The organism is Caballeronia sp. Lep1P3, from assembly GCF_022879595.1.
GTDB lineage: Bacteria > Pseudomonadota > Gammaproteobacteria > Burkholderiales > Burkholderiaceae > Caballeronia.
The window spans coordinates 215,033-239,027 of the sequence record NZ_CP084265.1; the positions used below are offsets into that span (position 1 = coordinate 215,033).

Annotated in this window: 20 protein-coding genes, 2 pseudogenes and 1 riboswitch; of the genes and pseudogenes, 12 read left to right on the forward strand and 10 right to left on the reverse strand. The window is 65.3% G+C overall.

What is annotated here, in order from left to right:
* Positions 1-11: 11 nt before the first annotated feature.
* Positions 12-956: a LysR family transcriptional regulator gene (locus tag LDZ27_RS00935; protein ID WP_244814926.1), complete on the reverse strand. Its 945-nt coding sequence runs from the start codon at positions 954-956 to the stop codon at positions 12-14.
* 116 nt (positions 957-1,072) lie between these two features.
* Here LDZ27_RS00935 and LDZ27_RS00940 point away from each other — a divergent pair, with 116 nt between their 5' ends.
* The 12 genes from LDZ27_RS00940 (at position 1,073) to LDZ27_RS00995 (ending at position 13,449) form a co-directional block, all read left to right on the forward strand.
* On the forward strand, positions 1,073-1,528 hold the full coding sequence (locus tag LDZ27_RS00940; protein WP_244814927.1) for a CidA/LrgA family protein: 456 nt from the start codon (positions 1,073-1,075) through the stop codon (positions 1,526-1,528).
* A gap of 10 nt (positions 1,529-1,538) precedes the next feature.
* Entirely contained in the window at positions 1,539-2,261 is a 723-nt protein-coding gene (locus LDZ27_RS00945; protein WP_244814928.1) for an LrgB family protein, read from the forward strand.
* A gap of 91 nt (positions 2,262-2,352) precedes the next feature.
* Positions 2,353-2,496, forward strand: a riboswitch (S-adenosyl-L-homocysteine riboswitch).
* Positions 2,497-2,528: 32 nt separating this feature from the next.
* Positions 2,529-3,950 (forward strand): adenosylhomocysteinase, encoded by a 1,422-nt coding sequence (gene ahcY / locus LDZ27_RS00950; protein ID WP_244814929.1) that lies wholly within the window; start codon positions 2,529-2,531, stop codon positions 3,948-3,950.
* 78 nt (positions 3,951-4,028) lie between these two features.
* Positions 4,029-4,382, forward strand: a complete 354-nt coding sequence (locus LDZ27_RS00955) for a phage holin family protein (protein WP_244814930.1) — start codon at positions 4,029-4,031, stop codon at positions 4,380-4,382.
* Between the two features lie 29 nt (positions 4,383-4,411).
* Positions 4,412-5,251 carry a methylenetetrahydrofolate reductase [NAD(P)H] gene (metF, locus tag LDZ27_RS00960; protein ID WP_244814931.1) on the forward strand — a complete coding sequence of 280 codons (840 nt, stop codon included), beginning with the start codon at positions 4,412-4,414 and terminating at the stop codon, positions 5,249-5,251.
* Positions 5,252-5,502: 251 nt separating this feature from the next.
* The gene (locus LDZ27_RS00965; RefSeq protein ID WP_244814932.1) at positions 5,503-7,143 is read left to right on the forward strand and encodes an ABC transporter substrate-binding protein; all 1,641 of its coding nucleotides are present in this window, start codon (positions 5,503-5,505) and stop codon (positions 7,141-7,143) included.
* A 127-nt stretch (positions 7,144-7,270) separates the two neighbouring features.
* On the forward strand, positions 7,271-8,281 hold the full coding sequence (locus tag LDZ27_RS00970) for an ABC transporter permease subunit (protein ID WP_244814933.1): 1,011 nt from the start codon (positions 7,271-7,273) through the stop codon (positions 8,279-8,281).
* Positions 8,282-8,296: 15 nt separating this feature from the next.
* Positions 8,297-9,214, forward strand: coding sequence for an ABC transporter permease subunit (locus LDZ27_RS00975; protein ID WP_244814934.1), 918 nt, complete (start codon positions 8,297-8,299; stop codon positions 9,212-9,214).
* 3 nt (positions 9,215-9,217) lie between these two features.
* Positions 9,218-10,249, forward strand: a complete 1,032-nt coding sequence (locus LDZ27_RS00980) for an ABC transporter ATP-binding protein (protein ID WP_244814935.1) — start codon at positions 9,218-9,220, stop codon at positions 10,247-10,249.
* Positions 10,246-11,250, forward strand: coding sequence for a peptide ABC transporter ATP-binding protein (locus LDZ27_RS00985; protein WP_244814936.1), 1,005 nt, complete (start codon positions 10,246-10,248; stop codon positions 11,248-11,250). The genes LDZ27_RS00980 and LDZ27_RS00985 overlap by 4 nt, the downstream gene beginning before the upstream one ends.
* Entirely contained in the window at positions 11,234-12,391 is a 1,158-nt protein-coding gene (locus LDZ27_RS00990; RefSeq protein ID WP_370653339.1) for a TraB/GumN family protein, read from the forward strand. The genes LDZ27_RS00985 and LDZ27_RS00990 overlap by 17 nt, the downstream gene beginning before the upstream one ends.
* A gap of 77 nt (positions 12,392-12,468) precedes the next feature.
* Entirely contained in the window at positions 12,469-13,449 is a 981-nt protein-coding gene (locus LDZ27_RS00995) for a cellulase family glycosylhydrolase (protein WP_244814937.1), read from the forward strand.
* Here the strand turns inward: LDZ27_RS00995 and LDZ27_RS01000 are convergent.
* The 9 genes and pseudogenes from LDZ27_RS01000 to LDZ27_RS01035 all read right to left on the reverse strand — a co-directional run bounded on the left by LDZ27_RS01000 (position 13,413) and on the right by LDZ27_RS01035 (position 23,518).
* Positions 13,413-14,393 (reverse strand): hypothetical protein, encoded by a 981-nt coding sequence (locus tag LDZ27_RS01000; protein WP_244814938.1) that lies wholly within the window; start codon positions 14,391-14,393, stop codon positions 13,413-13,415. The two genes, LDZ27_RS00995 and LDZ27_RS01000, sit on opposite strands and share 37 nt — an antisense overlap.
* An 88-nt stretch (positions 14,394-14,481) precedes the next feature.
* Positions 14,482-15,735: a polysaccharide biosynthesis protein gene (locus tag LDZ27_RS01005; protein WP_244814939.1), complete on the reverse strand. Its 1,254-nt coding sequence runs from the start codon at positions 15,733-15,735 to the stop codon at positions 14,482-14,484.
* A gap of 6 nt (positions 15,736-15,741) precedes the next feature.
* Positions 15,742-16,524, reverse strand: a complete 783-nt coding sequence (locus tag LDZ27_RS28845) for a polysaccharide pyruvyl transferase family protein (RefSeq protein ID WP_370653340.1) — start codon at positions 16,522-16,524, stop codon at positions 15,742-15,744.
* A gap of 68 nt (positions 16,525-16,592) precedes the next feature.
* Positions 16,593-16,967, reverse strand: a pseudogene (locus LDZ27_RS28850) (polysaccharide pyruvyl transferase family protein); the annotation flags it as partial.
* 118 nt (positions 16,968-17,085) lie between these two features.
* Positions 17,086-18,138 (reverse strand): annotated as a pseudogene (locus LDZ27_RS01015) (glycosyltransferase); the annotation flags it as partial.
* Positions 18,123-20,393 carry a polysaccharide biosynthesis tyrosine autokinase gene (locus tag LDZ27_RS01020; protein WP_244814940.1) on the reverse strand — a complete coding sequence of 757 codons (2,271 nt, stop codon included), beginning with the start codon at positions 20,391-20,393 and terminating at the stop codon, positions 18,123-18,125. The pseudogene LDZ27_RS01015 and the gene LDZ27_RS01020, both read right to left, overlap by 16 nt.
* Before the next feature lie 89 nt (positions 20,394-20,482).
* Entirely contained in the window at positions 20,483-20,893 is a 411-nt protein-coding gene (locus LDZ27_RS01025; RefSeq protein ID WP_370653341.1) for a low molecular weight phosphotyrosine protein phosphatase, read from the reverse strand.
* Positions 20,894-20,940: 47 nt separating this feature from the next.
* Complete coding sequence (locus LDZ27_RS01030) at positions 20,941-22,116, reverse strand: polysaccharide biosynthesis/export family protein (RefSeq protein WP_370653381.1); 1,176 nt, start codon at positions 22,114-22,116, stop codon at positions 20,941-20,943.
* 19 nt (positions 22,117-22,135) lie between these two features.
* Positions 22,136-23,518 (reverse strand): undecaprenyl-phosphate glucose phosphotransferase, encoded by a 1,383-nt coding sequence (locus tag LDZ27_RS01035; protein ID WP_244814941.1) that lies wholly within the window; start codon positions 23,516-23,518, stop codon positions 22,136-22,138.
* Positions 23,519-23,995: the final 477 nt, after the last annotated feature.

Genomic DNA, 23,995 nt, shown 5'->3' on the forward strand with positions numbered 1-23,995 from the left:
ACATCGAACGATCAGCCGCCCGCGTCGCGGCGGCGCGAGCGCGCGAAGCCCTCGGCCATGAAGTCCTGATCCAGATTGCCGGGCAGCACTTCCCGCGCGACATCGATCCACGCGCGCGCCGCGTGCGACAGATACCCATTGCGCCGCCAGCCGAGCGCCATGTCCCAGTGAATCTCCGGCGCGACGACCGGCCGGCAGGTGAACGCGCCCGCATCCAGCCGACGGCAATACGGCGCGGGCAGGAGCGCAATTCCGACGCCCGCCTGCACCAGCGCCGCCATGAAATCCCAGTGTCCGCTGCGCCCGACGATCGTCGGCGAAAAGCCCGCTTCGCGGCACGCGCCGAGCACGACATCGTTCAGCGCGAGGCTCTCGCCATAAAAGACGAACGGCTCCGCGGCGAGATCCGCGAGCGGCACCTCGCGCGCATCCTCCCAGCGCGAACCTTTCTGCGCGACGAGCCATAGAAGCTGGCGGCTGACGGGCAGCACGTCGAACACTTGCGCATCGACAGGCTGGAGCACGCCGCCGAGTTCGAGTTCGCCGTCGATCAGCGCGGCCTCGATCGCCTTCGAGCCGCGTTCGAAGAGCTTCAGTTCCACCTTCGGATACCGCTGCCGGAACGCGGCGATGGCGGGCGTGAAGAGCGATCCGCCCATCGGCGGAATGCCGATGGTGAGCGTGCCGCGCCCGAGCGTGCCAAGGTCGTTCAGTTCCGCTTCGAGCCGCGCGTGCGCCGCGAGGACATCGACGCCACGCTGATAGACGATCTGCCCGACATCGGTCAGGACCATTTGCCGGCCTTCGCGCAACAGCAGCGGCGAACCGACTTCGTCTTCCAGTGCCTTCACCATCTTGCTGATGGTCGGCTGCGTGACGAACATGTGTTCGGCGGCGGCCGTGAAGCTCTTCTGCTTCACGACTTCGACGAAATAGCGCAGCGCGCGCAGTTCCATGCGGACTCCCGATTCCATATTGGAATGATTTGAATAAGGTTAAGTCATTTTTATTATGGCGAGCGCGGTCCTATACTCGGACTCAAGGTTTACCCTAGCTCCTCCAGGAAATTGCCATGTCCGCCGTTCTCTCGAATCAAACGCCGTTCAGCGCCCGCGTCGCCCTGAGCCGTCTTGCGCGCGTCGCGGTTCAGTCGGCGGGCATCGCCGGAATCTGGTTCGTGTCCGACTTCGTCGCGCGCAAGCTCGCGTTGCCGGTTCCGGGCGGCGTGGTCGGTCTCGTCGCCCTGCTTGCGCTGTTGCTGACCGGCGGCATCGCGCCGCGCTGGGTCAAGGCAGGCGCGGACTGGCTGCTCGCCGACATGCTGCTGTTCTTCATCCCGGCCGCCGTCGCCGCGGTGCAGTACGGCGGCCTTTTCATGGAGGAGGGCTGGCGGCTCGCGCTGGTCGTCGTCGCGGGAACGCTGATGGTGATGGTCGCCGTCGCGTTCGCCGTCGATCGCGCCGCGCGCCTCGAACGCCGTCTCGCGCTGCGCCGCGCACTCGTCGCGCGTCACGCCGCTCGCGCGTGAGCGCATCGCGATGAGCCACTTCTACGCCTCCCTTTTCAACGATGACGCCGCGCGCCTCATCGCCGCCGGCTGCTTCGTGCTGACCGTCGCGCTGTATTTTGCGTCCAAGCGCGTGTACGCGCGCTTTCGCAAGCCGTGGCTCACGCCGATGCTCGCCGCGCCCGCTGTGCTGGCGCTGATCGTCGTGACGGCGCGCATTCCGTATTCGGTGTACTTCGCCGACACGCGCTGGCTGATGTGGCTGCTCGGGCCGGCCACCGTCGCGTTCGCCGTGCCGATCTACGAATACCGCGCGCTGCTCAGACGCCACTGGATTTCGCTCACCGTCGGCGTGACGGTCGGCATTCTCGTCGCGGTCGGCGGATCGCTCGCGCTCGCGAAGCTGCTGCATCTGTCGCCGGAATTGCAGCGCAGTCTCGCGACGCGTTCCGTTTCCACGCCGTTCGCGCTCGCCGTCTCGGACAAAATTCACGCGCCGCGCGATCTCACCGCGCTCTTCGTGATCGCGACGGGCGTCTGCGGCATGCTCTTCGGCGAACTGGTGCTGGCGCTCGTGCCGCTGCGCACGCGGCTCGCGCGCGGCGCGCTGTTCGGCGCGGCGGCGCACGGCGTCGGCACCGCGAAGGCGCGCGAACTCGGCAGCGAGGAAGGCGTCGTCGCCAGCCTCACGATGATGATCGCGGGCGTCGTCATGGTGCTGCTCGCGCCGCTCATCGGCATGCTGCCGATCTAGCCCGCGCTTCGGCTTTCGGCTGCGCTGGAAACGCCATCGGCGAAGGCTGAAAGGCAAACGATCCAACGAGACTTTGCTACAATCGACGCTCGCCTTCGAGGAGCGTTGCGACGGGTGATCCGCTTGATTCAAGCGTCACCTGCCAGGCTCGGAGGCATTCAATCCGGACGGTTCGAAAACGCCTCTTCTCGCAGGCGCCCGCAGAGCCACCGCATTCGAACGGCGCTCACGTCAACATTTCTAGTCTTTTTTAGAAAGGAGGGCGTGATGAACGCCGCAGTTCTCGATTCTCAAGCATCCAAGGATTTCGTCGTCGCGGACATGTCGCTCGCCGCATGGGGCCGCAAGGAACTCGACATCGCCGAAACGGAAATGCCGGGTCTCATCCAGACGCGCGAAGAGTACAAGGCGCAACAGCCGCTGAAGGGCGCGCGCATCGCCGGTTCCCTGCACATGACCATTCAGACGGGCGTGTTGATCGAAACGCTCACCGCACTCGGCGCGGACGTGCGCTGGGCGTCGTGCAACATCTTCTCCACGCAGGATCACGCTGCCGCCGCAATCGCCGCTGGCGGCACGCCGGTGTTCGCGTTCAAGGGCGAATCGCTCGACGAGTACTGGGAATTCACGCACCGCATCTTCGAATGGCCGAACGGCGAGTTCGCCAACATGATTCTCGATGACGGCGGCGACGCCACGCTGCTGCTCATTCTCGGCGCGAAAGCGGAGAAGGACCGCTCGGTCATCGGCAAGCCGGCGAACGAAGAAGAAGTCGCGCTTTACAAGGCCATCGGCAAACATCTCGACGCCGATCCGACGTGGTACTCCACGCGCCTGTCGCACATTCAGGGCGTGACCGAAGAAACGACGACGGGCGTGCATCGCCTGTATCAGATGGAAAAGGAAGGGCGCCTGCCGTTCCCGGCCATCAACGTGAACGATTCGGTCACGAAGTCCAAGTTCGACAACCTGTACGGCTGCCGCGAATCGCTGGTCGACGGCATCAAGCGCGCAACCGACGTGATGATCGCGGGCAAGATCGCGGTCGTGGCCGGTTACGGCGACGTGGGCAAGGGCTGCGCGCAGTCGCTGCGCGGTCTCGGCGCGACCGTGTGGGTCACGGAAATCGATCCGATCTGCGCGCTGCAGGCGGCGATGGAAGGCTACCGCGTCGTGACGATGGAATACGCCGCCGACAAGGCCGACATCTTCGTGACGGCAACGGGAAACTATCACGTCATCAATCACGACCACATGAAGGCGATGCGCAACAACGCGATCGTCTGCAACATCGGTCACTTCGATTCGGAAATCGACGTTGCGTCCACGCGCCAGTACACGTGGGACAACATCAAGCCGCAGGTCGATCACATCATCTTCCCGGACGGCAAGCGCATCATCCTGCTGGCCGAAGGGCGTCTCGTGAACCTCGGCTGCGCGACGGGCCATCCGTCGTTCGTCATGTCGAATTCGTTCACGAACCAGACGCTCGCGCAGATCGAACTGTTCACGCAAGGCGACAAGTACGAGAACAAGGTGTACGTGCTGCCGAAGCATCTCGACGAGAAAGTGGCGCGCCTGCATCTGGGCCGCATCGGTGCCGAACTGACCGTGCTGTCGGACGAGCAGGCCGGCTACATCGGCGTCGAAAAGAACGGTCCGTTCAAGCCGAACCACTACCGCTATTAAATCGGACGCGGCGGCTGTCGCGCGCGCGGGTCACGTATCCGCGCGTGCGCTCGACCAAGACCCAACGGAGAACTTTCGATGACCGTGCTGCTGACATGGCTGATCAACGCGCTCGCGCTTCTGATCATCACCTATCTCGTGCCGTCGATTCATATTCGCAGTTTCGGCACGGCGCTGATCGTCGCTGTGGTGCTCGGTCTGATCAACGCGGTGCTGCGCCCGGTGCTCATCATCCTGACGCTGCCGGTGACCATCCTGACGCTCGGCCTCTTCATCCTCGTGGTGAATGCGCTATGTTTCTGGCTGTGCTCGTCGCTGCTGAAGGGTTTCGAGGTCTCGGGATTCTGGTCGGCGTTCTTCGGCTCGATTCTCTATAGCATCGTGTCGTGGCTGTTGTCGGCGCTCATTTTCGGGCAGCGCAACTTCGGCTAGCCGCCGCGCTTTGCGCGCACATCACCATCATGAAACCCATCGAACTCTCATTCGAGTTTTTCCCGCCGAAGACGCAGGAAGGCGTGGAGAAGCTGCGCGCCTCGCGTGCGCAACTCGCGCAGCTCGCGCCGAAGTTCGTCTCCGTGACGTTCGGCGCGGGCGGCTCCACGCAGCAAGGCACGCTCGATACCGTTCTCGAAATGGCGGCGGAAGGCTTCGAGGCGGCGCCGCATCTTTCGTGCATCGGCTCGTCGAAGGAAAGCCTGCGCGCGATTCTCGCCGCGTACCGCGAACACGGCATTCGCCATATCGTCGCGTTGCGCGGCGACTTGCCTTCGGGCATGGGCGAAGTCGGCGAACTGCGTTACGCGTCGGAACTCGTCGCGTTCATCCGGCAGGAACACGGCGACTGGTTCCATATCGAAGTGGCCGGGTATCCGGAGTTTCATCCGCAAGCGCGTTCGCCGCGCGCCGATCTCGAAAACTTCGCGCGCAAGGTGAAGGCGGGCGCGAATGCCGCGATCACGCAGTACTTCTTCAACGCGGACGCGTACTTCGAGTTCGTCGACGAAACGAAGAAGCTCGGCGTGGACGTGCCGATCACGCCGGGCATCATGCCGATCACGAACTTCTCGCAGCTCATGCGCTTTTCCGACATGTGCGGCGCGGAAGTGCCGAAGTGGATCGCGCGGCGGCTCGAAAGCTACGGCGACGATCGCGAGTCGATTCGCGCGTTCGGACTCGACGTGGTGACGGGCCTGTGCCGCCGCCTCATCGACGATGGCGCGCCCGGCCTGCACTTCTACACGCTCAACGGCGCTTCGGCGACGAAGACGATCTGCGAGCGGCTCGGGCTTCGGCGCGTCTGATTCGCTTTATCCGCTTCATTGCATCACCCGCGCGGCGCTCGCCGCGCGGTTCCCGCCTCTTCGTTTTCGACTCCATGTTTCGCGGTCCGACGCATTTCAAGCCCCCAAAAGAGGGGAACACGAGGCACGCGCGTAACATTTGTTCATGCTAGTGTTGCGCCCGCGTTTCGCATCCGCTACCAAAGCGATTGGTGCGATCAAGTAATATCGCGCTACGCCGGCCGCGAGGCTGGCTCTGACTTGGAGGAAACATGAAGAAGAATGGCCTGTTGCGAACCGCCCGCATGTCGGCGCTCCTGGGCGCCGTCGCCACGGCAACGCTTTTCGCGGTGACCGCAGGGAATGCTGCGCACGCCGCGATTCCCAACAAAACGCTGATTTACTGCTCCGAAGGCAGCCCCGCTGGTTTCGATCCCGCGCAATACACCACCGGCACCGATTTCACCGCGAACACGTTCACCGTCTACAACCGTCTCGTCGAATTCGAGCGCGGCGGCACGAAGGTCGAGCCGGGTCTCGCGGAAAAGTGGGACGTCTCGCCGGACGGCCTCACTTACACGTTCCATCTGCGCCACGGCGTGAAGTTCCAGACCACGTCCTACTTCAAGCCGACGCGCGAATTCAACGCGGACGACGTGCTCTTCACGTTCAACCGCATGCTCGATCCGAATCAGCCGTTCCGCAAGGCGTACAACGTGCAGTTTCCGTACTTCACGGACCTGGGCCTCGACAAGCTGATTTCGAAGATCGAAAAGGTCGATCCGTACACCGTCAAGTTCACGCTGAAGGAAGTGAGCGCGCCGTTCATTCAGAACATGGCGATGGAATACGCGTCCATTCTCTCCGCCGAGTATGCGGACAAGCTGCTGAAGGACGGCAAGGCCGCCGACATCAACCAGTATCCGCTCGGCACGGGTCCGTTCATTTTCCGCAGCTACACGAAGGACGCGACCATTCGCTTCGACGGCAATCCGGACTACTGGAAGCCGAACGCGGTGCAGATTTCCAAGCTGATCTTCTCGATTACGCCGGATGCCGCCGTGCGCGTGCAGAAGCTCAAAAGCAACGAATGCCAGGTGATGAGCTATCCGCGTCCGGGCGACATCTCCGCGCTGAAGTCGGCGTCGAACGTGGACACGCCGTCGCAGGCGGGCTTCAACGAAGGTTACGTCGCGTATAACGTGACGAAGAAGAACCTCGACAACGCCGACGTGCGCCGCGCGCTCGACATGGCGATCAACAAGAAGGCGATCATCGATTCCGTGTATCAGGGCGCGGGCCAGCCGGCCACCGCACCGATGCCGCCGACGCAGTGGTCGTACGACAAGAACCTGAAGACGAACGCCTACGACACCGCGAAGGCGAAGCAGTTGCTCGCCAAGGCGGGTTTCCCGAACGGCTTCGACATCACGCTCTGGGCGATGCCCGTGCAACGCGCCTATAACCCGAACGCGCGCCTGATGGCCGAAATGATTCAGGCGGACTGGGCGAAGATCGGCGTGAAGGCGAACATCGTGTCCTACGAGTGGGGCGAGTATCTGAAGCGCGCGCACGCCGGCGAACACGATGCGCTGCTGATCGGCTGGACGGGCGACAACGGCGACCCCGACAACTGGCTCGGCACGCTGCTCGGCTGCGACGCGGTGAAGGGCAGCAACTTCTCGAAGTGGTGCTATAAGCCGTTCGACGACCTCGTCGTGAAGGGCCGCTCCACCACGGATGTCGCCGCGCGCACGAAGGCGTACACCGACGCGCAGCAGATCTTCGCGCAACAACTGCCGTTCTCGCCGATCGCGCATTCGACCGTCTATCAGCCGGCCAGCAAGAAGGTGACGAACATGAAGATCGAGCCGCTCGGCTACGTGCGCTTCGATGGCGTCGGCATGCAGTAAGGCTTGCTGGCAGAATGCTTTTTGCACTAAACCATAACTAGTCGAAACACGTCCGGCGGCACGGATCGAAACGATCCGTGCCGCCGGTAGCGTATTTATCCCCTAGAACGATACCCAAGGGACCATCATGTTCCGATTCGTTTTGCGACGCATAGGAATGGTGATACCGACGTTCATCGGCATTACGATTCTCGCGTTCGCGCTCATCCACCTGATCCCGGGCGATCCCATCGAAGTGATGATGGGCGAACGCGGCGTGGACCCCGCCGCTCACGCCGAAGCGATGAAGCGCCTGGGCCTCGACCAGCCGCTTCCGATGCAGTACGTCCACTATGTCGGCCACGCGCTCAAGGGCGATCTCGGCACGTCGATCATCACGAATACGAGCGTGATGGGCGAGTTCATGGCGCGCTTTCCCGCGACCGTCGAGCTGTCCATCTGCGCGATGATCTTCGCGCTCGTCGTCGGCTTGCCGGCGGGCGTGGCGGCGGCGCTCCGGCGCGGCACGGTCGTCGATCACGGCGTGATGGGCACCGCGCTCACCGGCTATTCCATGCCGATCTTCTGGTGGGGCTTGATCCTCATCATGTTCTTCTCGGCGAAGCTCGGCTGGACGCCGGTGTCAGGGCGCATCGCCGTGGAGTACGACATCCCGCACGTCACCGGCTTCATGCTGATCGACTCGCTCTTCTCGACCGACGAAGGCGCGTTCACGTCCGCGCTGTCGCATCTGATTCTGCCGACCATCGTGCTCGGCACGATTCCGCTTGCGGTCATCGCGCGCATGACGCGTTCTTCGATGCTCGAAGTGCTGCGCGAGGACTACATCCGCACGGCGCGCGCGAAGGGGCTTTCGCCGCTGCGCGTGGTGGTCGTGCATGCGCTGCGCAACGCGCTGATTCCCGTCGTCACCGTGATCGGGCTGCAAGTCGGCACGCTGCTCGCGGGCGCGGTGCTGACCGAGACGCTGTTCTCGTGGCCGGGCGTCGGCAAGTGGCTGATCGACGCCATCTCGCGCCGCGATTATCCGGTCGTGCAAGGCGGCATTCTGATGATCGCGACGCTCGTGATCGTCGTGAATCTGGTCGTCGATCTGCTTTACGGCGTGTTGAATCCGCGCATTCGCCATACTCGCTGAGGTCTTCATAAAGTCATGGCTGACGTTCAAAACAATCTCCCGCCGGGCGCGCTCACGCCGCCGTCCGGCCGCATGGTCGCCGCGCGCGAATTCTGGTTCAACTTCTCGCGCAATCGCGGCGCGGTGGCGGCGGGCATCATCGTGTTGCTGCTGCTTTTCGTCGCGATATTCGCGCCGCTGATCGCGCCGCATAGTCCGATCGAGCAATATCGCGAGTACGTGAAGATTCCGCCCGCGTGGCTCGAAGGCGGCAACCGCATGTTTCCGCTCGGCACCGACGAAGCCGGCCGCGACATCCTCTCGCGTCTGATGTACGGCGCGCGGCTGTCGTTCTGGATCGGCTTCGTGTCGGTCGTGCTCGCGCTGATTCCGGGGGTCGTGCTCGGGCTGATGGCCGCGTTCTTCCACTGGCTCGATACGCCGATCATGCGCGTGATGGACGTGCTGCTCGCGCTGCCGTCGCTGCTGCTCGCGGTGGCGGTCGTCGCGATCATCGGGCCGGGGCTCGTCAACACGATGCTCGCCATCGCCATCGTCGCGCTGCCGGGCTACGTGCGGCTCACGCGCGCGTCCGCGCTCGGCGAATTACAGAAGGAATACGTGACGGCATCGCGCGTGGCGGGCGCGGGCGTCGCGCGGCTGATGTTCTCGCAAGTGCTGCCGAACTGCGCCGCGCCTTTGATCGTGCAGGCGACGCTCGGCTTTTCGTCCGCGATTCTGGATGCCGCCGCGCTCGGCTTTCTCGGCCTCGGCGTGCAGCCGCCGGCCGCCGAGTGGGGCGCGATGCTCGCCTCGGCGCGCGACTACATCGAAAGCGCATGGTGGATCGTGACGATGCCCGGCCTTTCCATTCTGGTTTCCGTGCTCGTCATCAATCTGCTCGGCGACGGCTTGCGCGACGCGCTCGATCCGAAACTCAAACGGATGGGCTAAGACATGAACGATCTTCTGACTATCCGCAATTTGCAGGTCACGTTCGGCGGCACGCAGGCCGTCGATCGCATCAGCCTTTCCGTGAAGCCGGGCGAAGTCGTCGGCGTCGTCGGCGAATCCGGCTCGGGCAAGAGCGTCACGATGATGGCGCTGATGGGCCTCATCGATCATCCCGGCAGAGTCACCGCCGACGAGATCACCTTCGACGGCCGCGACTTGCTGAAGGCGTCGGCGCGCGAGCGTCGGAGAATCATCGGCAAGGACATCGCGATGGTGTTCCAGGACGCGTTGACGAGCCTCAACCCGAGCTACACCGTCGGCTATCAGATCAAGGAAGTGCTGAAGCTGCACGAAGGCTTGCGCGGCGATGCGCTCAACAAACGCGCGCTGGAACTGCTCGATCAGGTCGGCATTCCGGACGCGAAGAACCGCATCGGCACGTTTCCGCATCAGATGTCGGGCGGCATGAACCAGCGCGTGATGATCGCGATGGCGGTCGCGTGCAATCCCAAGCTGCTGATCGCCGACGAGCCGACCACCGCGCTCGACGTGACGATCCAGGCGCAGATCATGGAACTGCTCGTGAAGCTGCAGAAGGAGCGCGGCATGGCGCTCGTGCTGATCTCGCACGATCTCGCGGTCGTGTCGGAAGTGGCGCAGCGCGTGGCGGTCATGTACGCGGGCGAGATCATCGAAACGAATCACGTACCGGCGATTTTCAGCGAGCCGCATCATCCGTACACGGAGGCGCTGCTGGCCGCGATTCCCGAGCACAGCCGCGGCGCCGCGCGTCTTGCCGCGCTGCCGGGCATGGTGCCGGGCCGCGACGATCGCCCGAGCGGTTGTCTCTTCGCGCCGCGCTGCAAGTACGCCGTCGAGGATTGCTGGAAAGGGCGGCCGAAGCTGTATCAGCTCGATGCCCGCGATGCCGACGTGCGCGCGCGCTGCATCAAGCCGCTCAACGTCGAAAGCGCCGTCGCGCAAGCGGTGCGCGCCGAACGCGAAGCGCAGATCGTCGAGGAGGGCGCACGATGAACGCAGTACCGAAGGAACTCAGCCGGGACATCGTGCTCGCCGCCGACACGCTCACGAAGCACTACACCGTGAAGCGCAGCATGTTCACGCAAGGCACGGTGAAGGCGCTCAACGGCGTGTCGTTCGAATTGCAGCGCGGACGCACGCTCGCGGTGGTCGGGGAATCCGGCTGCGGGAAGTCCACGCTCGCGCGCCAGTTGACGATGATCGAAGCGCCGACGTCCGGCCGCTTGTTGATCGAAGGCGAGGACGTCGCGGGCGCGAGCAAGGCGAAGATCGCGGAGTTGCGCCAGCGCGTGCAGATGGTGTTCCAGAACCCGTTCGCATCGCTCAATCCGCGCAAGACGGTCGAGCAGACGCTCGGCGAGCCGCTCGCGATCAACACGAAGCTCTCGGCGACGGAGCGCGCCGAGCGCATCGCGCACATGATGCGAACTGTCGGCTTGCGGCCCGAGCATGCGTCGCGCTATCCGCACATGTTTTCGGGCGGCCAGCGTCAGCGCGTGGCGATTGCGCGCGCGATGATTCTCGATCCGCAAATCCTCGTCGCCGACGAGCCGGTGTCCGCGCTGGACGTGTCCATTCAGGCGCAGATTCTCAACCTGTTCATGGACTTGCAGCAGCAATTCGGCACGAGCTATGTGTTCATCTCCCATAACTTGTCGGTGGTGGAGCATATTGCCGACGACGTGATGGTGATGTACTTCGGCGGCATCGCGGAACTGGGCGACAAGAAGACCATCTTCGCGAATCCGCGCCATCCGTACACGCGATCGCTGATGTCCGCGACGCCCGCGCTCTTCGAGGAAGACCGGCGCATCAAGATCAAGCTGCAAGGCGAGATGCCGTCGCCGCTCAATCCGCCGTCGGGGTGCACGTTTCACCAGCGCTGCCCGTATGCAATCGAGCGGTGTCGCGTGGAGGAGCCTGCGCTGCGCGTGGTCGATGGCCGTCAGGTCTCGTGTCATCGCGCCGAGGAGGTCGGTGAAGGCGACGCCTGAATCGCGGGCGGCGCGGCCGGCGGTCGGCCGGACGCGCCGCTTCGCTTCTAGCCTGGCGACGCTCGCCGTGCGCGTGGCGGCGTGGCGGGTGCGCGCGGTATCGCTGTCGCTGGTTTTGACGCTGGCTTTGGGGATGGCGACGATTGCATCGCCGGGCTACGCGGTCATCGGATCGCGCCCGCCCGCGGGCGGCACGCCGCAGCCCGCCGGCGACGCAAGCGCGACGGAAGTTCCGCCCGCGCCCGCGCAGCCCCCGCGCGTGGACCGCTCGACCGGCACGACCGCGAGCGGCCCGGTGCGCGCGCAGCCGCCGCGCATGCCGTTTTACGTCGCGACCAAAGGCTCGACGACGATTTATTTGCTCGGCACGCTGCATGTCGGCTTCGCAAGCGACTATCCGCCCGAGCAGCCGTTTCGCAAGCCGATTCTCGCGGCGCTCGATGCATCGCCGACGCTCGCGCTGGAAATCTCCCCCGACGAACTGCTGCTGTCGCAAGACGACGTGAACCGTTACGGCATGTGCCGCAGCGAATGTCTGATCGACTATCTGCCGGATTCGATGTGGACGAAGGTCGAAGCGCGCATGCGCAACAATCCGGCCGCGCTGAAGGAGTTGCGCCATACGCGGCCGTGGCTCGCGTCGATGCTGATCGAAACCTACGACACGCTGAAGGCCGGATTCCAGAGCGAGTACGGCACCGAAGTGCAATTGCAGAACGCGTATCTGCGCGTGCGCGGGAAGATCGTCGGGCTGGAGACGTTGAACGAGCAGATATCGACGTTCACGCGGCTGACATCGGCGCAGCAGCGCGAAATGCTCGCGCAAGACCTCGTGCAAGGCTCGGCTGAGAACGTCGCCGATGTGAAGGAGCTGCACCGGCTATGGCGCATCGGCGACGCCGACGCGCTCAAAGCCTGGGACGACGCGAAGGGCAGCAAGCTCGCGCGGTCGCAGACGCTCGCCGCACAGGTCGACAACCGCGTGGTCTACGAGCGCAACCGGCGCTTCGTCGCGCGCATGGTGCAGTTGGCCGCGCCCGACAAGCCGGTGTTCGTGGCCATCGGCGCGCTGCATCTGGGCGGGCCGCGCGGCGTGCTGGAGTTGTTGAGAAAGCGGGGGTTTGCGGTCGCGCCGGGGTGAGGGCGCGACGCGTGGATTCACCCGTTCTGTCACGCAGATTCAATCGACGAGCCGCCAGGCGTCATACAAGCCATTTCATGTTTCACTCATTGTTCCGCACGCTCGCGCTGTTCGCCGTTACGCTCGCATTGCCGATCCCATCCGCCGCAAAACTCCCGCACGATCAGGAGGCGCCGCGTGTCGGCGTGCAGGCAAAGGTGGAAACGCTCTCGCAGCGCGACGCCGACGCCATAGCGCAGGCCGGGTTCGGGTTCGTGCGCTTCGGCATTTGGACGAACCTCGTCGACGATCCGGTCTACATGCGGCGTGTTGCGTCCGCGTTTCGTGCCGCCGCGCATGCACGGCTTCCGGTTCTGCTGACGATGCGCTCGACCGCTCCGCTCACCGACCCGGGCGATTCCAGCGACGCGCGTTTGATGGCCGAAGGCAGGCGCTTCGGCATGCAGGTCACAGCCATCGCAAGGCAGTACGCATCGCAACTCGTTGGCATCGAATTGTGGAACGAGCCGGACTTGGACCGATACTGGCCGACCGGCGATGTCGCCACGACGTTTCCCGTCTTCATGCAGGGCGTGTGCGGCGAGCTCGCGGCGGCGTCACGGCAAACGCGGATTTTTGGATTCGGATTTTCCCGCGCCCCGGTCGGTGCGAATGCGGCAAGCTCGCTCCTGCGATCCGCGCTGAGCGCGTCGCCGCATTGCATCGACGCCGTGTCGTATCACGCGTATGGCATGACGCCATCGCAGATTCGGGACGTCGCACGAGAGGTCCGCGAGAAGTATGCGATGCCAGCGCTCATCACCGAATGGGGTGTGCCTTCCCAAGGCTCGGCTGCCCGCAACCCGGCGGCGCAGGCGAGCGGCATCGCGAGCTTTATCGCCTCGCTTCGCGGTCTGGACGTCCCGCTCGTGTCCATCTATGAATGGAAGGACACTGCGAGCGCACGGACCGCGAGAGAGCGCAGCTTCGGCCTCGTCGATGCCACAGGCGCGGAAAAGCCGGCGCTCGATCGCATACGCGCTTATTTCGCCGCCGACTCCGGCTCGCGCGGCCGTTGAACGGCGCGGGCATCGCGGGCGCTGTCGCCCGGTGCGCTCAAGAGGACCATGCAAAAAAGCGACACGCTCGACAGGTGGCGCACATAGCTGCCGAGGTCCGGTTCGAACAGCGTCGATACCATCATGTGTCCCAAGACGATGCACGCAAGCACGCCGATGCCGGGCCAATCGCGCGCGGCGTTACGCGGCCGACGCGTCGCAGACCATGCCGCGAGCACGAATGCCTGCATCGCAATGCCTCGCGGGTCCGGGGAGAACAGCATCGGAAGATGAAGCCGCAGCGCGGCGTATGCATAGTCGATGCAGAACGATGCGAAGGAATCCGGCGGCAGCACGTTATAGAAGCTCGTGCGCGCGCCGAAAGGCGACTGGTACACGAGATAGTCGACCGCCATGTCGCGCGGATTCAGCAACGCGTGATAGACCACCGATGGCGACAGATACAACGCGAGCAAAGCCGCGCACGTCGCGACAAGACGCGCGCGCAGGCCGATTCGTCGATAAATCCAGACCGAAACGGCCGCCGCCGCGATCAGAAGATAGTAGCTGCGCACCGAAACCGCGTAAGCCGCGTAGCCGGTCAGCGCGACAGCAACGGTCAGCTTGGCGCCGCCGCGTCGCAGCGTCGAGACGATGAAAAGCGATAGCGCGACGACGAGCGTATCCTTCGACGCGACGAACAAATTGAAGAAGACGCACGGCGCGCCGAACAGCAATGCGCCCGCCAGCGAGCCCGCATGGTTCACGCGCCGGAAAACGGCCAGTATGAAAGCGATGCCGACTGCGAGCACGATCATATCGAGCAGCGTCGGGCCGAACATCGCGTAGAACTTGCCTACGGCATCGAAGGAAGAGCCGTCATAGGTGCTCGCTCCGTTCATCTGCGCCTGGATCTTGTCTGCGTCGCGGAACAGGAATTCGGGCAGGAAGGACCTGCCAGCCACGAACAAGCCCGCGTAGCCAAGCGCGGTCAAGCCAGCGAGCCAGGCAATCAGTCCGCGGCTGAGGCGCGGGCCAGCGCGCATGAAGCGGCTAAGCACGACTGAAAGCCCGTTCGGACCGGCGGCTCCGCGCCCACGCCAGCGCGGCCAGAGCGAGCGCGCTGGCGAGCAGGTGAGCGATCGCGACGAACATCGCGCCGTGGCCACGAATGAGCCACAGCGAAGCCGGAAACGCGCAAGCCGCAGCGAGGAACACGGCGATGACGATTTTTCCGCGAGCTGCGCGGGCGACGGCCGCAGCCCAGAGCAGGTCGCCGAGCGAACGGAGCAGGAACGAGACGACGAGGATGCCCAGTGTCATCGTGCCTGCGGCCGTGGCCGTCTCCTTCGCCATCCGGAAGATAAGCGGCGACGAAGCCATGACGCCGAGCGCCACCGCGCCACTCACCGCGAGCGTGCGGACGAGCAGCGGCCGGAAACTGCTCCGCCATTCGGCGATCGACGCGGTGGCAGCGCGAGCGAGCCGCGGCGCCGCGACAACCCCGACGGTCGCATAGCAGATGGTCTGCACGGCATTGGCCACCGACCACGCGAACACATAGCGGCCGACTTCGTTTGCCGGCAGAAACGCCGACGCAACGAAGCGCTCTGCGTACTGCAGCCCTGCCAGCACGACGCCGCCGACGTAGTACGGCGCGCCGGCGATCCACGTCTCGCGCAGTCGCGATACGGCGCGACGCGCCTCGCTCGCGCTCGATCCGTCGCGCGGCGCGACCTGACGAAGCTGCGACCACGCCCACACGATAACAGCCGCGTTCGCGAGCGCCCACAGCAGGAACACGGCGTCGATGCCACCCGGCATCCCGCACGCGAGTCCGCTAATTGCTACGATCGCCCATCCGCCGGTGCGGACGAACAGCATCGCCGAGCCGGCTCGCGAGCGATGCACGGAGAAGACATACGTGTTGGCTTCGAAGGCATAGTGTTCGCTCGCCGCGACGAAGAGGATCATGGCCCACGAACCGATGCGCGCCGTTTCACGCAACCATCCGTCGTCCGCCCATGCCGCCGCGAGGCACACTGCTGCCGCGCCGAGATAGAACGCGGCATAGACACCGCGCAGCGCGCGAGCCGTCGCGATGGCGGCATGGCATTGCGGCCCGCTCATGCGGCGATTGAGTTCCGCGCTGAAGCCAAGACCGAAGAGCTTCGACGCGATCACCGATGCGGCAACCGCCAGGCCGTAGTGCGCAACGGCCTCCAGTCCGAGCGTGCGTGCGATGACGATCGTCAGCCCGAACTTCGCAGCGAGCGCGAGTACGCGCAGAGAAAAACGCAGCAGCATCGTGGGTTATCCGTGCATTTCCTCGGGCTGAAGCGCGTAGCCGCCCGAGTGTTCGTGTGTCGTCGAAACACCCGCCGCGCGCCGCACCAACTGAACCAGCGATGCCCGCTGCGCGGCGATGCGCGCCAGCGCGCCTTCGGTCGCGTCCCATAACGACGGCAGCGCTTGCGGTGCGCAGACGTGCTGCATCACGGCGGCGGCGTCGAAGTCCGCCGCGTTGGAGACCCAACCCGGTATGCCCAAGTCGTCGTAGGCGCCGAAGCCCTTGCGTTCGTAGCTAAGGTGATACGCCGGCACGCCGTGCAGCAGCGTTTCGAGCGCACCGTGCAACCGCACGGAAACAACGGCGTCCGGCGTGTCATGCTCCAGCAGATGACGCAGGCTCGGCAGATCGCCGGAGATTCCCAATCGCCGGTAGTAGGCGGCGTCGTCGTTCCCGCGTCCGGTGCTCTGGACGGCGAAGCTCACGCGGCATTCGCCCTCGGCCAGTCGGATAAGCTCGCGCACCGAGCGCGCATAGCGCTCGCGCTGGGCGGCGGTCCAGCTCGGCGCATCGCGAAGCACGAGCGCCAGGTGCCTGACGCGATCTCCCCGCGACGCCGCGCGTGCCAGCACCGTCTCGCGCGCGCGGGCGAATTCGAGAACGGCCAGATCGGGCATTCGCACGACGTTCGCGTGCCCGAGCACGAAATCCCGCGAGCGGTCGTCGCGCACGCAGACGGCATCGAAACCGCGGCGAGCGCGTGCCGCATGCGGCTTGCCAATCGGGCGGACAACGCAGGCGTGCACGCCATTGCCGGCCCGATGCTTTGCGGTAGATAGACCGTGGGCTTGCCCGCTTCGCGCGCGGCCCTTGCTTGCACGAGATGGCCCAGTTCCAGCTTGAGCGCTTCTGCACCGTCGCGTGCGCGCATGTACCCGCCGCCCACCGCGACGATCATGTCCGCTCGCGAAAGCCGCTCACGCAGAATGGCGAGTGCCGATGTCTCCCGACGACACGCGGTGCGCAATGCCGCCGCAACGCGGGCAATGCCCGCATCCGCGATGACGGGCGCGCCGAGCACGTCGTCGTATTCGGGGAAGGAGGCCGGATCCGCCGCGACGACGGCAATGCGGATCTTCGTTCCGAAAGCCTCGCGCAAAAGTGCCGCCGACAGGTCGACGAGCAGGCCGTCGCCCGAATTGCGGCGGCTGTAGGCGTGCAGCAGCACGATCTGCTTGATCGATTTCATACGTTATGCCGATTGATGCATCTGCGATAGATAGCGAGGGTTTCATCGACCATGCGGTCCGCCGTGAAATGCGCGGCGCGTCGGTCGCGAGGGCGATGAGCGCGTCTGCGAATGGCGCGGGATCATCGCTATTGGGAACGACGACGCCGGTCTCGTGCGTCGTCACGAGCGCGTCGGCGCCGGCCACGCGCGTCGAGACAATCGGCACGCCGGTCGCGACGGCTTCGAGGTAGACGTAGGGAAAGCCTTCGTAGCGGCTCGGCAGTGCGATCACATCGAAGGCGCGCAATAGCCGCCGCGCCTCGGGCACTGCGCCGACGACGCGGATGGTGTCCGGCCGCTGCTGCGCATGGACGCCTGCCGCCGTCACGAAATCGCCGCTGCCGATGCAGACGAACTCCACGCGTTCGCTCGAACGCCGGCCGACTTCGCGTGCGATCGCCACGAGCCTGTCGACGCCCTTCTGGAACGCGAATCGCCCGATCAGCCCGACCACGAACGCGCCATCCGGAACGCCGAGCCGCTGCCGCGCTTCGCTGCGGGACACGGTGTCGAACGCCGGAACGCCGTTCCACACGGTCGCGATGCGCGCCGGCGGAATGCGAAGTTCGTCGCGCAGGTGCCGCGCTTCGTCGTCCGACACCGCGACGACACAATCGGTCAGCCAGCGTCCGAATAGGCTCTCGATCGCACCGAACGCGCAGCGCGCCGAACGCCCCAGCGCAGGATTGAGCGTGTACACGGCATGAGGCGTGTACACGCTCGCCCACGGGCCGCGACACGCGCGCGCGAGCACGCCTGCCTTCGAGCTATGTGAGTGGACGACGTCCGGGCGAATGCGCGCGAGCGTCCGGCGCACGTTCAGGAAGGATGCGATGTCGTGCACGCCGACATTGCGGCGCATCGGCACGCGCGTCACCGAGCGGCAGGCTGAGAGCCGCTCCGGACTCAGGCAGTGCGCGTCGAAGCGGTCTTCGTCCTGTGTTGCGATGAGATGAACGTCGACGCCGCGCGCCGCGAGACCTGCGATGAGGTCGGCAAGATGCACGGCGACACCGCCGCCCGCAGCTTCCACGACTATCGCAACGGTCAGCGGCAGCGGCGACGCCGTATCGGCGGCATCGACGTCCGGCCTTGATGAAGCGCGCGTCGTCATCACCGCCCGATCCATGAACGAAGGCGCTCGCTCAGCGTCGAGCGCTGCGCCTCGGCGGGCGAGGCATAGTTGTAGGTGGTATAGCCGTAGCTTCCATAGGCCGAGCGAGCCGAACGCGTCGGCAGGCCGTTCAGCACGACGCCGACCGGCATCGACGCCGGGCGATTGAGCCGTTTGACCGACTCTCTCAACTCGCCGATGCGCGTCACCCCGGCGCGGGCGACCAGCAGGACGATATCGGCGTGCGGCGCGAGCGACGCGGCGTCGTTGACTGCGAGCATCGGCGGCGTATCGATCAGGACGTAGTCGTACTGGCTCCGCGCCGCGCCGATGAGCATGCCGACGCGCGGCGAAAGCAGCAGCTCGGCCGGCGCCTTCGCGAGCGACCCCGCCGCGACGAAGTCGAGGCCCGACTGTCCAGTGCGATGCAGCGTCGACGCAAGCTCCGCGGTTCCGGAAACGAGTTCGGACCATCCGGCGCCTTTCGCAACGCAGAAGTATGAACGCAGCGAACTGCGACGCAGATCGCTGTCCACCACCAGCACGCGCAGGCCCATCGACGCGAGCACCGCGCCGAGATTGGCGGTGACGAACGACTTGCCGGCAGCAGGCGCGGCGCCCGTCACGACCACAACATTGCCCGTCGCCGCGCCGGGCAGCGTCATGCTGAGCGCCGTTCGCAGACTGCGCAGCGCCTCGATCGCCTGATCTTCCGGCGCGTCGCATGCGAGCAGACTCAACGTCTGGGCGTCGCCGCTCATTGCGCGCCTGTGCAACGACTTCTGCCTCGCGGACAACGGCACCGACGCGAGGACGGGCAAGTCCGTGCGATCCTCGATTTCATCGGCCGAAGCGACGCCGCCGTGCAGGAACTCGCGCGCGAACGCATACGCGATGCCCAGCACCAGGCCGCCCAACAGCGCACCGATGATGACGATCGCGCGCTTCGGCCATGCCGGTTCGTCGAGCACCGCAGGCGTATCGATCACGCGCACGCTGCCGACCTTGCCAGCCTTGACCAGTTGCAGTTGCTGCACGTTGTTCAGCGTCGCCGCGTAAAGATCAGTGTTGACCTTCACGTCGAGCATCACGCGCGCGGTCTCCTGCTCGATGTTCGGCAGTCGGCGCAACGCAGCGTCGAACCGCTCGATCTGTCCGCTCAGCACCGCGATCTGCCGGTCCATCGCGACGACTTCCGGGTGCAGCGTGGTAAAGCGCGTGACGAGTTCGGCGCGCTTCTGCTGCAACAACGCGAGCTGCGTCCTTGCTTCGGCCTGCTGCTGGACACCCGCTGCCGTCTCGACAGGCAGATCGATCACGCCGCGATCGTTGCGCAACTTCGTCAGGCGGTCCTGCGCCTCGTCCACCTTCTCGCGAAGCTGCGGCAGTTGTGCGCCGAGGAACGTGACGGATTGAGCCGCATCCGCGTATTTGCGCTCGACGTTCTGCCGCAGATACTGCTCACCGATTTCCCGCAACGTGCGGCCGGTGCGCTCGGGGTCGCGGCCGAGCAGAGTCGCGACGAGCACGCCCGACTGCTTCACCTTCTCCTGAACGTCGAGCCGCATCTGCAACTGATTCACGGTGTCGTCGAACCCGTGACGCACGAGGGTGAAGCGCGTGCCGGGCATGGCGTCGAACCGCGCGATCCGAATGACGACCGGACCATGGCGGGTCTCGCCAAGGCGCTCGACGCCGAGCTGTCCGTGCACGGGCGCCGCGAGGTCCGAACCGCGCAGCACGTAGCGGCCGCCGGCTTCGACCGTCAAGGAGAAGTGGTCGTCCTCCAGTTGTTTCGGAACGTCGAAGCGCGTCACCTCGACGCTTTGCTGTCCCCACGCGAATCCGCCCAAGCCGAAAATTCCCGGCGGTAACGCGTTTTCGGTCACGCGCGATACGAAGTCGCCGATCAGCGGAAAGCGCGCGGGCGTCGCGTCGATATACAGGCGCTGCTTGTCCACGGCGCGTGAGAGCACGAGTCGCGACGCAAGAATCTGCGCTTCGGCCGCCGCGGACGACTTGACGTCGAAGAGCGAGGAAACCTCGCCGAGCAGCGTGCCGGCGGCCGCGCCGTCGGCGCTGTCCTCCACCTGGACGACGATGTCGGCCTGGTACTTGGGCGGCCACAGAAACGCCCAGGCCGTCGCGATGGCGACGACAGCCGCCGCAATGCAAACGATGCGCCACCTGTGCATGAGCAGGGTGTCCAGTACGGCGATGACGTCGAGCGTCGAGGCCTCGGAAGGGCTGTGCCTATCGGCGTGTGACATGGCTAGGTTTATCGAGTGGGGGCGAGCCGCGACGTGCTCCGACGCGCGGTCGAAACCTCGCGGACGGCTGGCGTTGCATCAGGGAGAGATCACGCAGCGGCTGGCGCCGTGGCAAGCGGCCCGCGCAGCCTGCGTGTCCAGTGAGAGACGCCTTCCCGGATATGCTCGAGAGAGGCGTTGAAACAGGCGCGGTCCTGGCGAAACGGATCGATTACATCGCTCGCCGCGCCTGGCCGCAGCCGATACACGCGGCCACGCGCGAACGGATAGCGGGACAACAGGCTGTCGCGCTGCGCCTGCGTCATCGTCAGGACGAGTTCGCTTTCGCGCATCAGCCGAAGGTTGACCGTTCGCGCGATGTGCGCCGAGAGGTCCACGCCGCACTGACGCATCAAGTCCACGGCGAGGGAATCGGCCGGGCGTCCATCGAGGGCCGCCGTGCCCGCGGACGAAACCATCACCTCCGGACCGACGCATTGCGCAAGCAGCGCCGCCGCCATCGGACTCCTGCATATGTTTCCTTCGCAAACCACGAGAACGGAGCGGATCATTTAGCGATGATCCCGGCAGTCAGGCCGGTGTTGACCAGCGGCATCAGAAGCGTCATGACACGGTTGAAGCGCACGAGACCGTTCCCGTCGACATAGACGATGTCCTTCGGCCGAAGATCGAACTCCTGTGCGACGAGCATCGCGACCGGCGAGCGGCTGTCGAGATGGAAGACTTCCGGCGCGTCCTTTCCTGCGCGGATCACGAACATCTGCGCGGTGTCGGCGGTGCTCGAATTGATGCTGCCCGCCTGCGCAAGCGCATCGGCGAGCGACAGGCGTCCGTCGCGGCGCGGCAAGGCAACGCCCGGCTTGTTGACTTCGCCCGCCACGTACACGTTGTTTTCATCGCGCGAAGTCACGCGCAGCAGGTCGCCGGACTTCAGATACAGCTGCGACGGACTGAGGCCCTCGGCGAGCATTTCGGTAAGGTCGATGCGATATGAAGCGCCGCCGCGAACCAGCACGAGATCGCTCTGATCGCCGCTTTCGCGCAAGCCGCCTGCGCGCGCGATGGCGTCGTAGAGATTGAGTGGAACATCGGTGACGGGCAGCGCGCCGGGACTGTTCACTTCGCCATCGACATAGACTTCGCGCGCACGGAAGGACGCCATCCGCACCGTGACCTGCGGCTTGACGAGATACTTCGACAAGGCGGCCGTGAGACGCGCCTGAATCTGCTCGGTGCGCAAGCCTGCAACGGGCAGCGCGCCCGCATACGGAAAGTGCAGATTCCCGCTTTGATCGACGACGAACCCCGCCGCCGGATCGCCGGCTTTCGACGCGGCCGGGTTCTGCGCCGAGCCGAGCGCCGCCGCAAACTCCGGGTGATCCCATACGACGATCTGCAGAACGTCGCCCCGACCGACGGTGTACGCGGGCGGCGCGCCCAGAAGACGACTCACGCGCCGATTCCGGGCGCTCTTGCGCTCGGCGGTGAGGCGCTGCGCGAGTCCGAGACTGAGTTCGGTTACGGGAATGTCGGGCGTTGCGGCAGTCGCTTCGATATGCGTGCCGGTCGCGGATGCGCCGCCGGTTGCCTGACCGCTGGCCGCGTCCGGCACGACGGGCATACGCCAGCCGGGTGCGAACGAACAGGCATTGAGGAGCGCCACGAGCGCGGCGGTCATCGAGCGACGCACGAACGTCGCTCGAACGGGTTGGAACCTGTACATCATCTTTCGGTGTTGCGCGTCAGTAGGCGTTGCGGTGAATCAAACCCCGCACGGCGGTCGCGAGCACGATGCGCACATCGAGAGCGAGCGACCAGTTGCTGAGGTAATAGAGATCGAGTTCGATGCGTTGCCGCATGGCGTCGATGGAATCGGTTCCGCCGCGAAGCCCATTGATTTGCGCCCAGCCGGTGATGCCCGGCCTGATGCAATAACGATGGATGTAGCCATCGACGATGTCCTGATAGAGCGCGTCGTGCTCGATCGCATGCGGGCGCGGCCCGACGACCGACATCTCGCCGCGCAGCACGTTCAGGAACTGCGGCAGTTCGTCGAGGCTCGTGCGGCGCAGGAACGCACCGATGCGGGTAATGCGGCTATCGCCGCGCGTCGCCTGCATGACGACGCCGTCGGGCGATGCGTGAACGTGCATCGTGCGGAACTTGTAGATCTGGAACGGCTCGCCTTTCGAACCGTGGCGCCACTGCCTGAAGATCACTGGGCCCGGCGAGGACAGCTTCACGGCAACGGCAATGCCGAGCAGCAGAGGCGAAACGAAGACGAGCGCGCACGCGGCAAACGCGCGGTCGAACGCGGCCTTGATGGCCAGGGCCCGGTCCGTGAGCGGCGCGGCCATGAAATCGACCGCGAGTGCCGCCTCCGCGTCGGCGGCGCCGCTGCGAAAGCGCGCGTGCTGGCCGATGCGGGGCAGGAAGCGGATATCGAGCAGATCGTTGCGGAAGATGTCGAGGAAGCGCAACAGCGTCTCTTCGTCGGTGAGCGGCAGTGCGAGCCAGAGTTCGGCGATGCGCCGGGTTCGCACGTAAGCGACGAAAGCGTCGATATCGCGAAAGTGCTGGACGCCGCCGACAGCCGCCGGCGTGCCGTCATCCATATCGAACTGTGCGTCGATGCGATACGACGAATCGTTCTTGTCGAGAAAGCGCAGGAGGGACGCCTCGTAGTGATCGCCGCGGCCGACCACGGCGACCGGGCGCGAGCCAGCGCGCCGCACTCGCGCGGCGCGCACCGCCGCGCGGCACAGACCGACGCCCGTTCCCGTCAGCGCTGCCCAGCAGCCTAACCACGCGAGCGACGGATGGTATTCGCGATGCATCCACATGACGATGCCCGTGGCGAGCGCCTCGCAGAGTGTCCAGGCCAGCACGGGCAGACAGATGCTTCCGAGGAGTCCGGTTCGACGCGCGTGCGTGGAGTTCGGGGTCCAGGCAAACAGCACGGCAATCGCGGCAGCGGCGATGTTGCATGCTTGATCGACGGGTGCGCCGAAGAGACGGTATGCCGCGAGCGCGCTTGCCGCGGCGACGAGCGCTTCGAGCAGACGAAGCGGGACATGGCGGCCGGAAGGCAGCCCTGTCAAAAGAGAGAATCTGGGTACGCGCATGGCGGGACCGACGACGACATCTGATCCAACACGCTCTCCGGAAGAGGCGTCTTGGCTGATTCATGGACCCCGTGCTCGGCCGCAGGGCCTATTGGTTCGCACTGGCCGGGGACTCTTCTTCCAGACGTCACGACTTATACGAAGCCGGCAACGATGAGGCCGAGAGTCTGCGGTAAGCGGTCAGAAGCCGAAATCGGCTTTATCCGAAATTGGATGATGCGCAGCATCTTGCCGACGCAGTTGGCTGCGGGGCGACTGGATAACGTAAGAAGCGCGAAAAGAATAGTCAGGCGCCGCGTCGTGGTCGCGCGGCGAGACGGTCAGGATCGGGAATCAGGCGGAGGCGTCGGCGCGCCCGGGCGGGAGCGCGCGAGACAAAAGGCGCGGTGACGACGCATCGCCATTACGCGAAGAGGGAAGGCCGGTGCGCCGCAATGCGGCCATGCGCCGAACGGCTTGCGAGCGCGCGAATCGTCG

Coding starts and splice junctions, on each gene's coding strand:
- LDZ27_RS00935 (WP_244814926.1), bottom strand. CDS start 956: ATGGAACTGCGCGCGCTGCGCTATTTCGTCGAAGTCGTGAAGCAGAAG.
- LDZ27_RS00940 (WP_244814927.1), top strand. CDS start 1,073: ATGTCCGCCGTTCTCTCGAATCAAACGCCGTTCAGCGCCCGCGTCGCC.
- LDZ27_RS00945 (WP_244814928.1), top strand. CDS start 1,539: ATGAGCCACTTCTACGCCTCCCTTTTCAACGATGACGCCGCGCGCCTC.
- ahcY (WP_244814929.1), top strand. CDS start 2,529: ATGAACGCCGCAGTTCTCGATTCTCAAGCATCCAAGGATTTCGTCGTC.
- LDZ27_RS00955 (WP_244814930.1), top strand. CDS start 4,029: ATGACCGTGCTGCTGACATGGCTGATCAACGCGCTCGCGCTTCTGATC.
- metF (WP_244814931.1), top strand. CDS start 4,412: ATGAAACCCATCGAACTCTCATTCGAGTTTTTCCCGCCGAAGACGCAG.
- LDZ27_RS00965 (WP_244814932.1), top strand. CDS start 5,503: ATGAAGAAGAATGGCCTGTTGCGAACCGCCCGCATGTCGGCGCTCCTG.
- LDZ27_RS00970 (WP_244814933.1), top strand. CDS start 7,271: ATGTTCCGATTCGTTTTGCGACGCATAGGAATGGTGATACCGACGTTC.
- LDZ27_RS00975 (WP_244814934.1), top strand. CDS start 8,297: ATGGCTGACGTTCAAAACAATCTCCCGCCGGGCGCGCTCACGCCGCCG.
- LDZ27_RS00980 (WP_244814935.1), top strand. CDS start 9,218: ATGAACGATCTTCTGACTATCCGCAATTTGCAGGTCACGTTCGGCGGC.
- LDZ27_RS00985 (WP_244814936.1), top strand. CDS start 10,246: ATGAACGCAGTACCGAAGGAACTCAGCCGGGACATCGTGCTCGCCGCC.
- LDZ27_RS00995 (WP_244814937.1), top strand. CDS start 12,469: ATGTTTCACTCATTGTTCCGCACGCTCGCGCTGTTCGCCGTTACGCTC.
- LDZ27_RS01005 (WP_244814939.1), bottom strand. CDS start 15,735: ATGCTGCTGCGTTTTTCTCTGCGCGTACTCGCGCTCGCTGCGAAGTTC.
- LDZ27_RS01020 (WP_244814940.1), bottom strand. CDS start 20,393: ATGTCACACGCCGATAGGCACAGCCCTTCCGAGGCCTCGACGCTCGAC.
- LDZ27_RS01025 (WP_370653341.1), bottom strand. CDS start 20,893: ATGGCGGCGGCGCTGCTTGCGCAATGCGTCGGTCCGGAGGTGATGGTT.
- LDZ27_RS01030 (WP_370653381.1), bottom strand. CDS start 22,116: ATGTACAGGTTCCAACCCGTTCGAGCGACGTTCGTGCGTCGCTCGATG.
- LDZ27_RS01035 (WP_244814941.1), bottom strand. CDS start 23,518: ATGCGCGTACCCAGATTCTCTCTTTTGACAGGGCTGCCTTCCGGCCGC.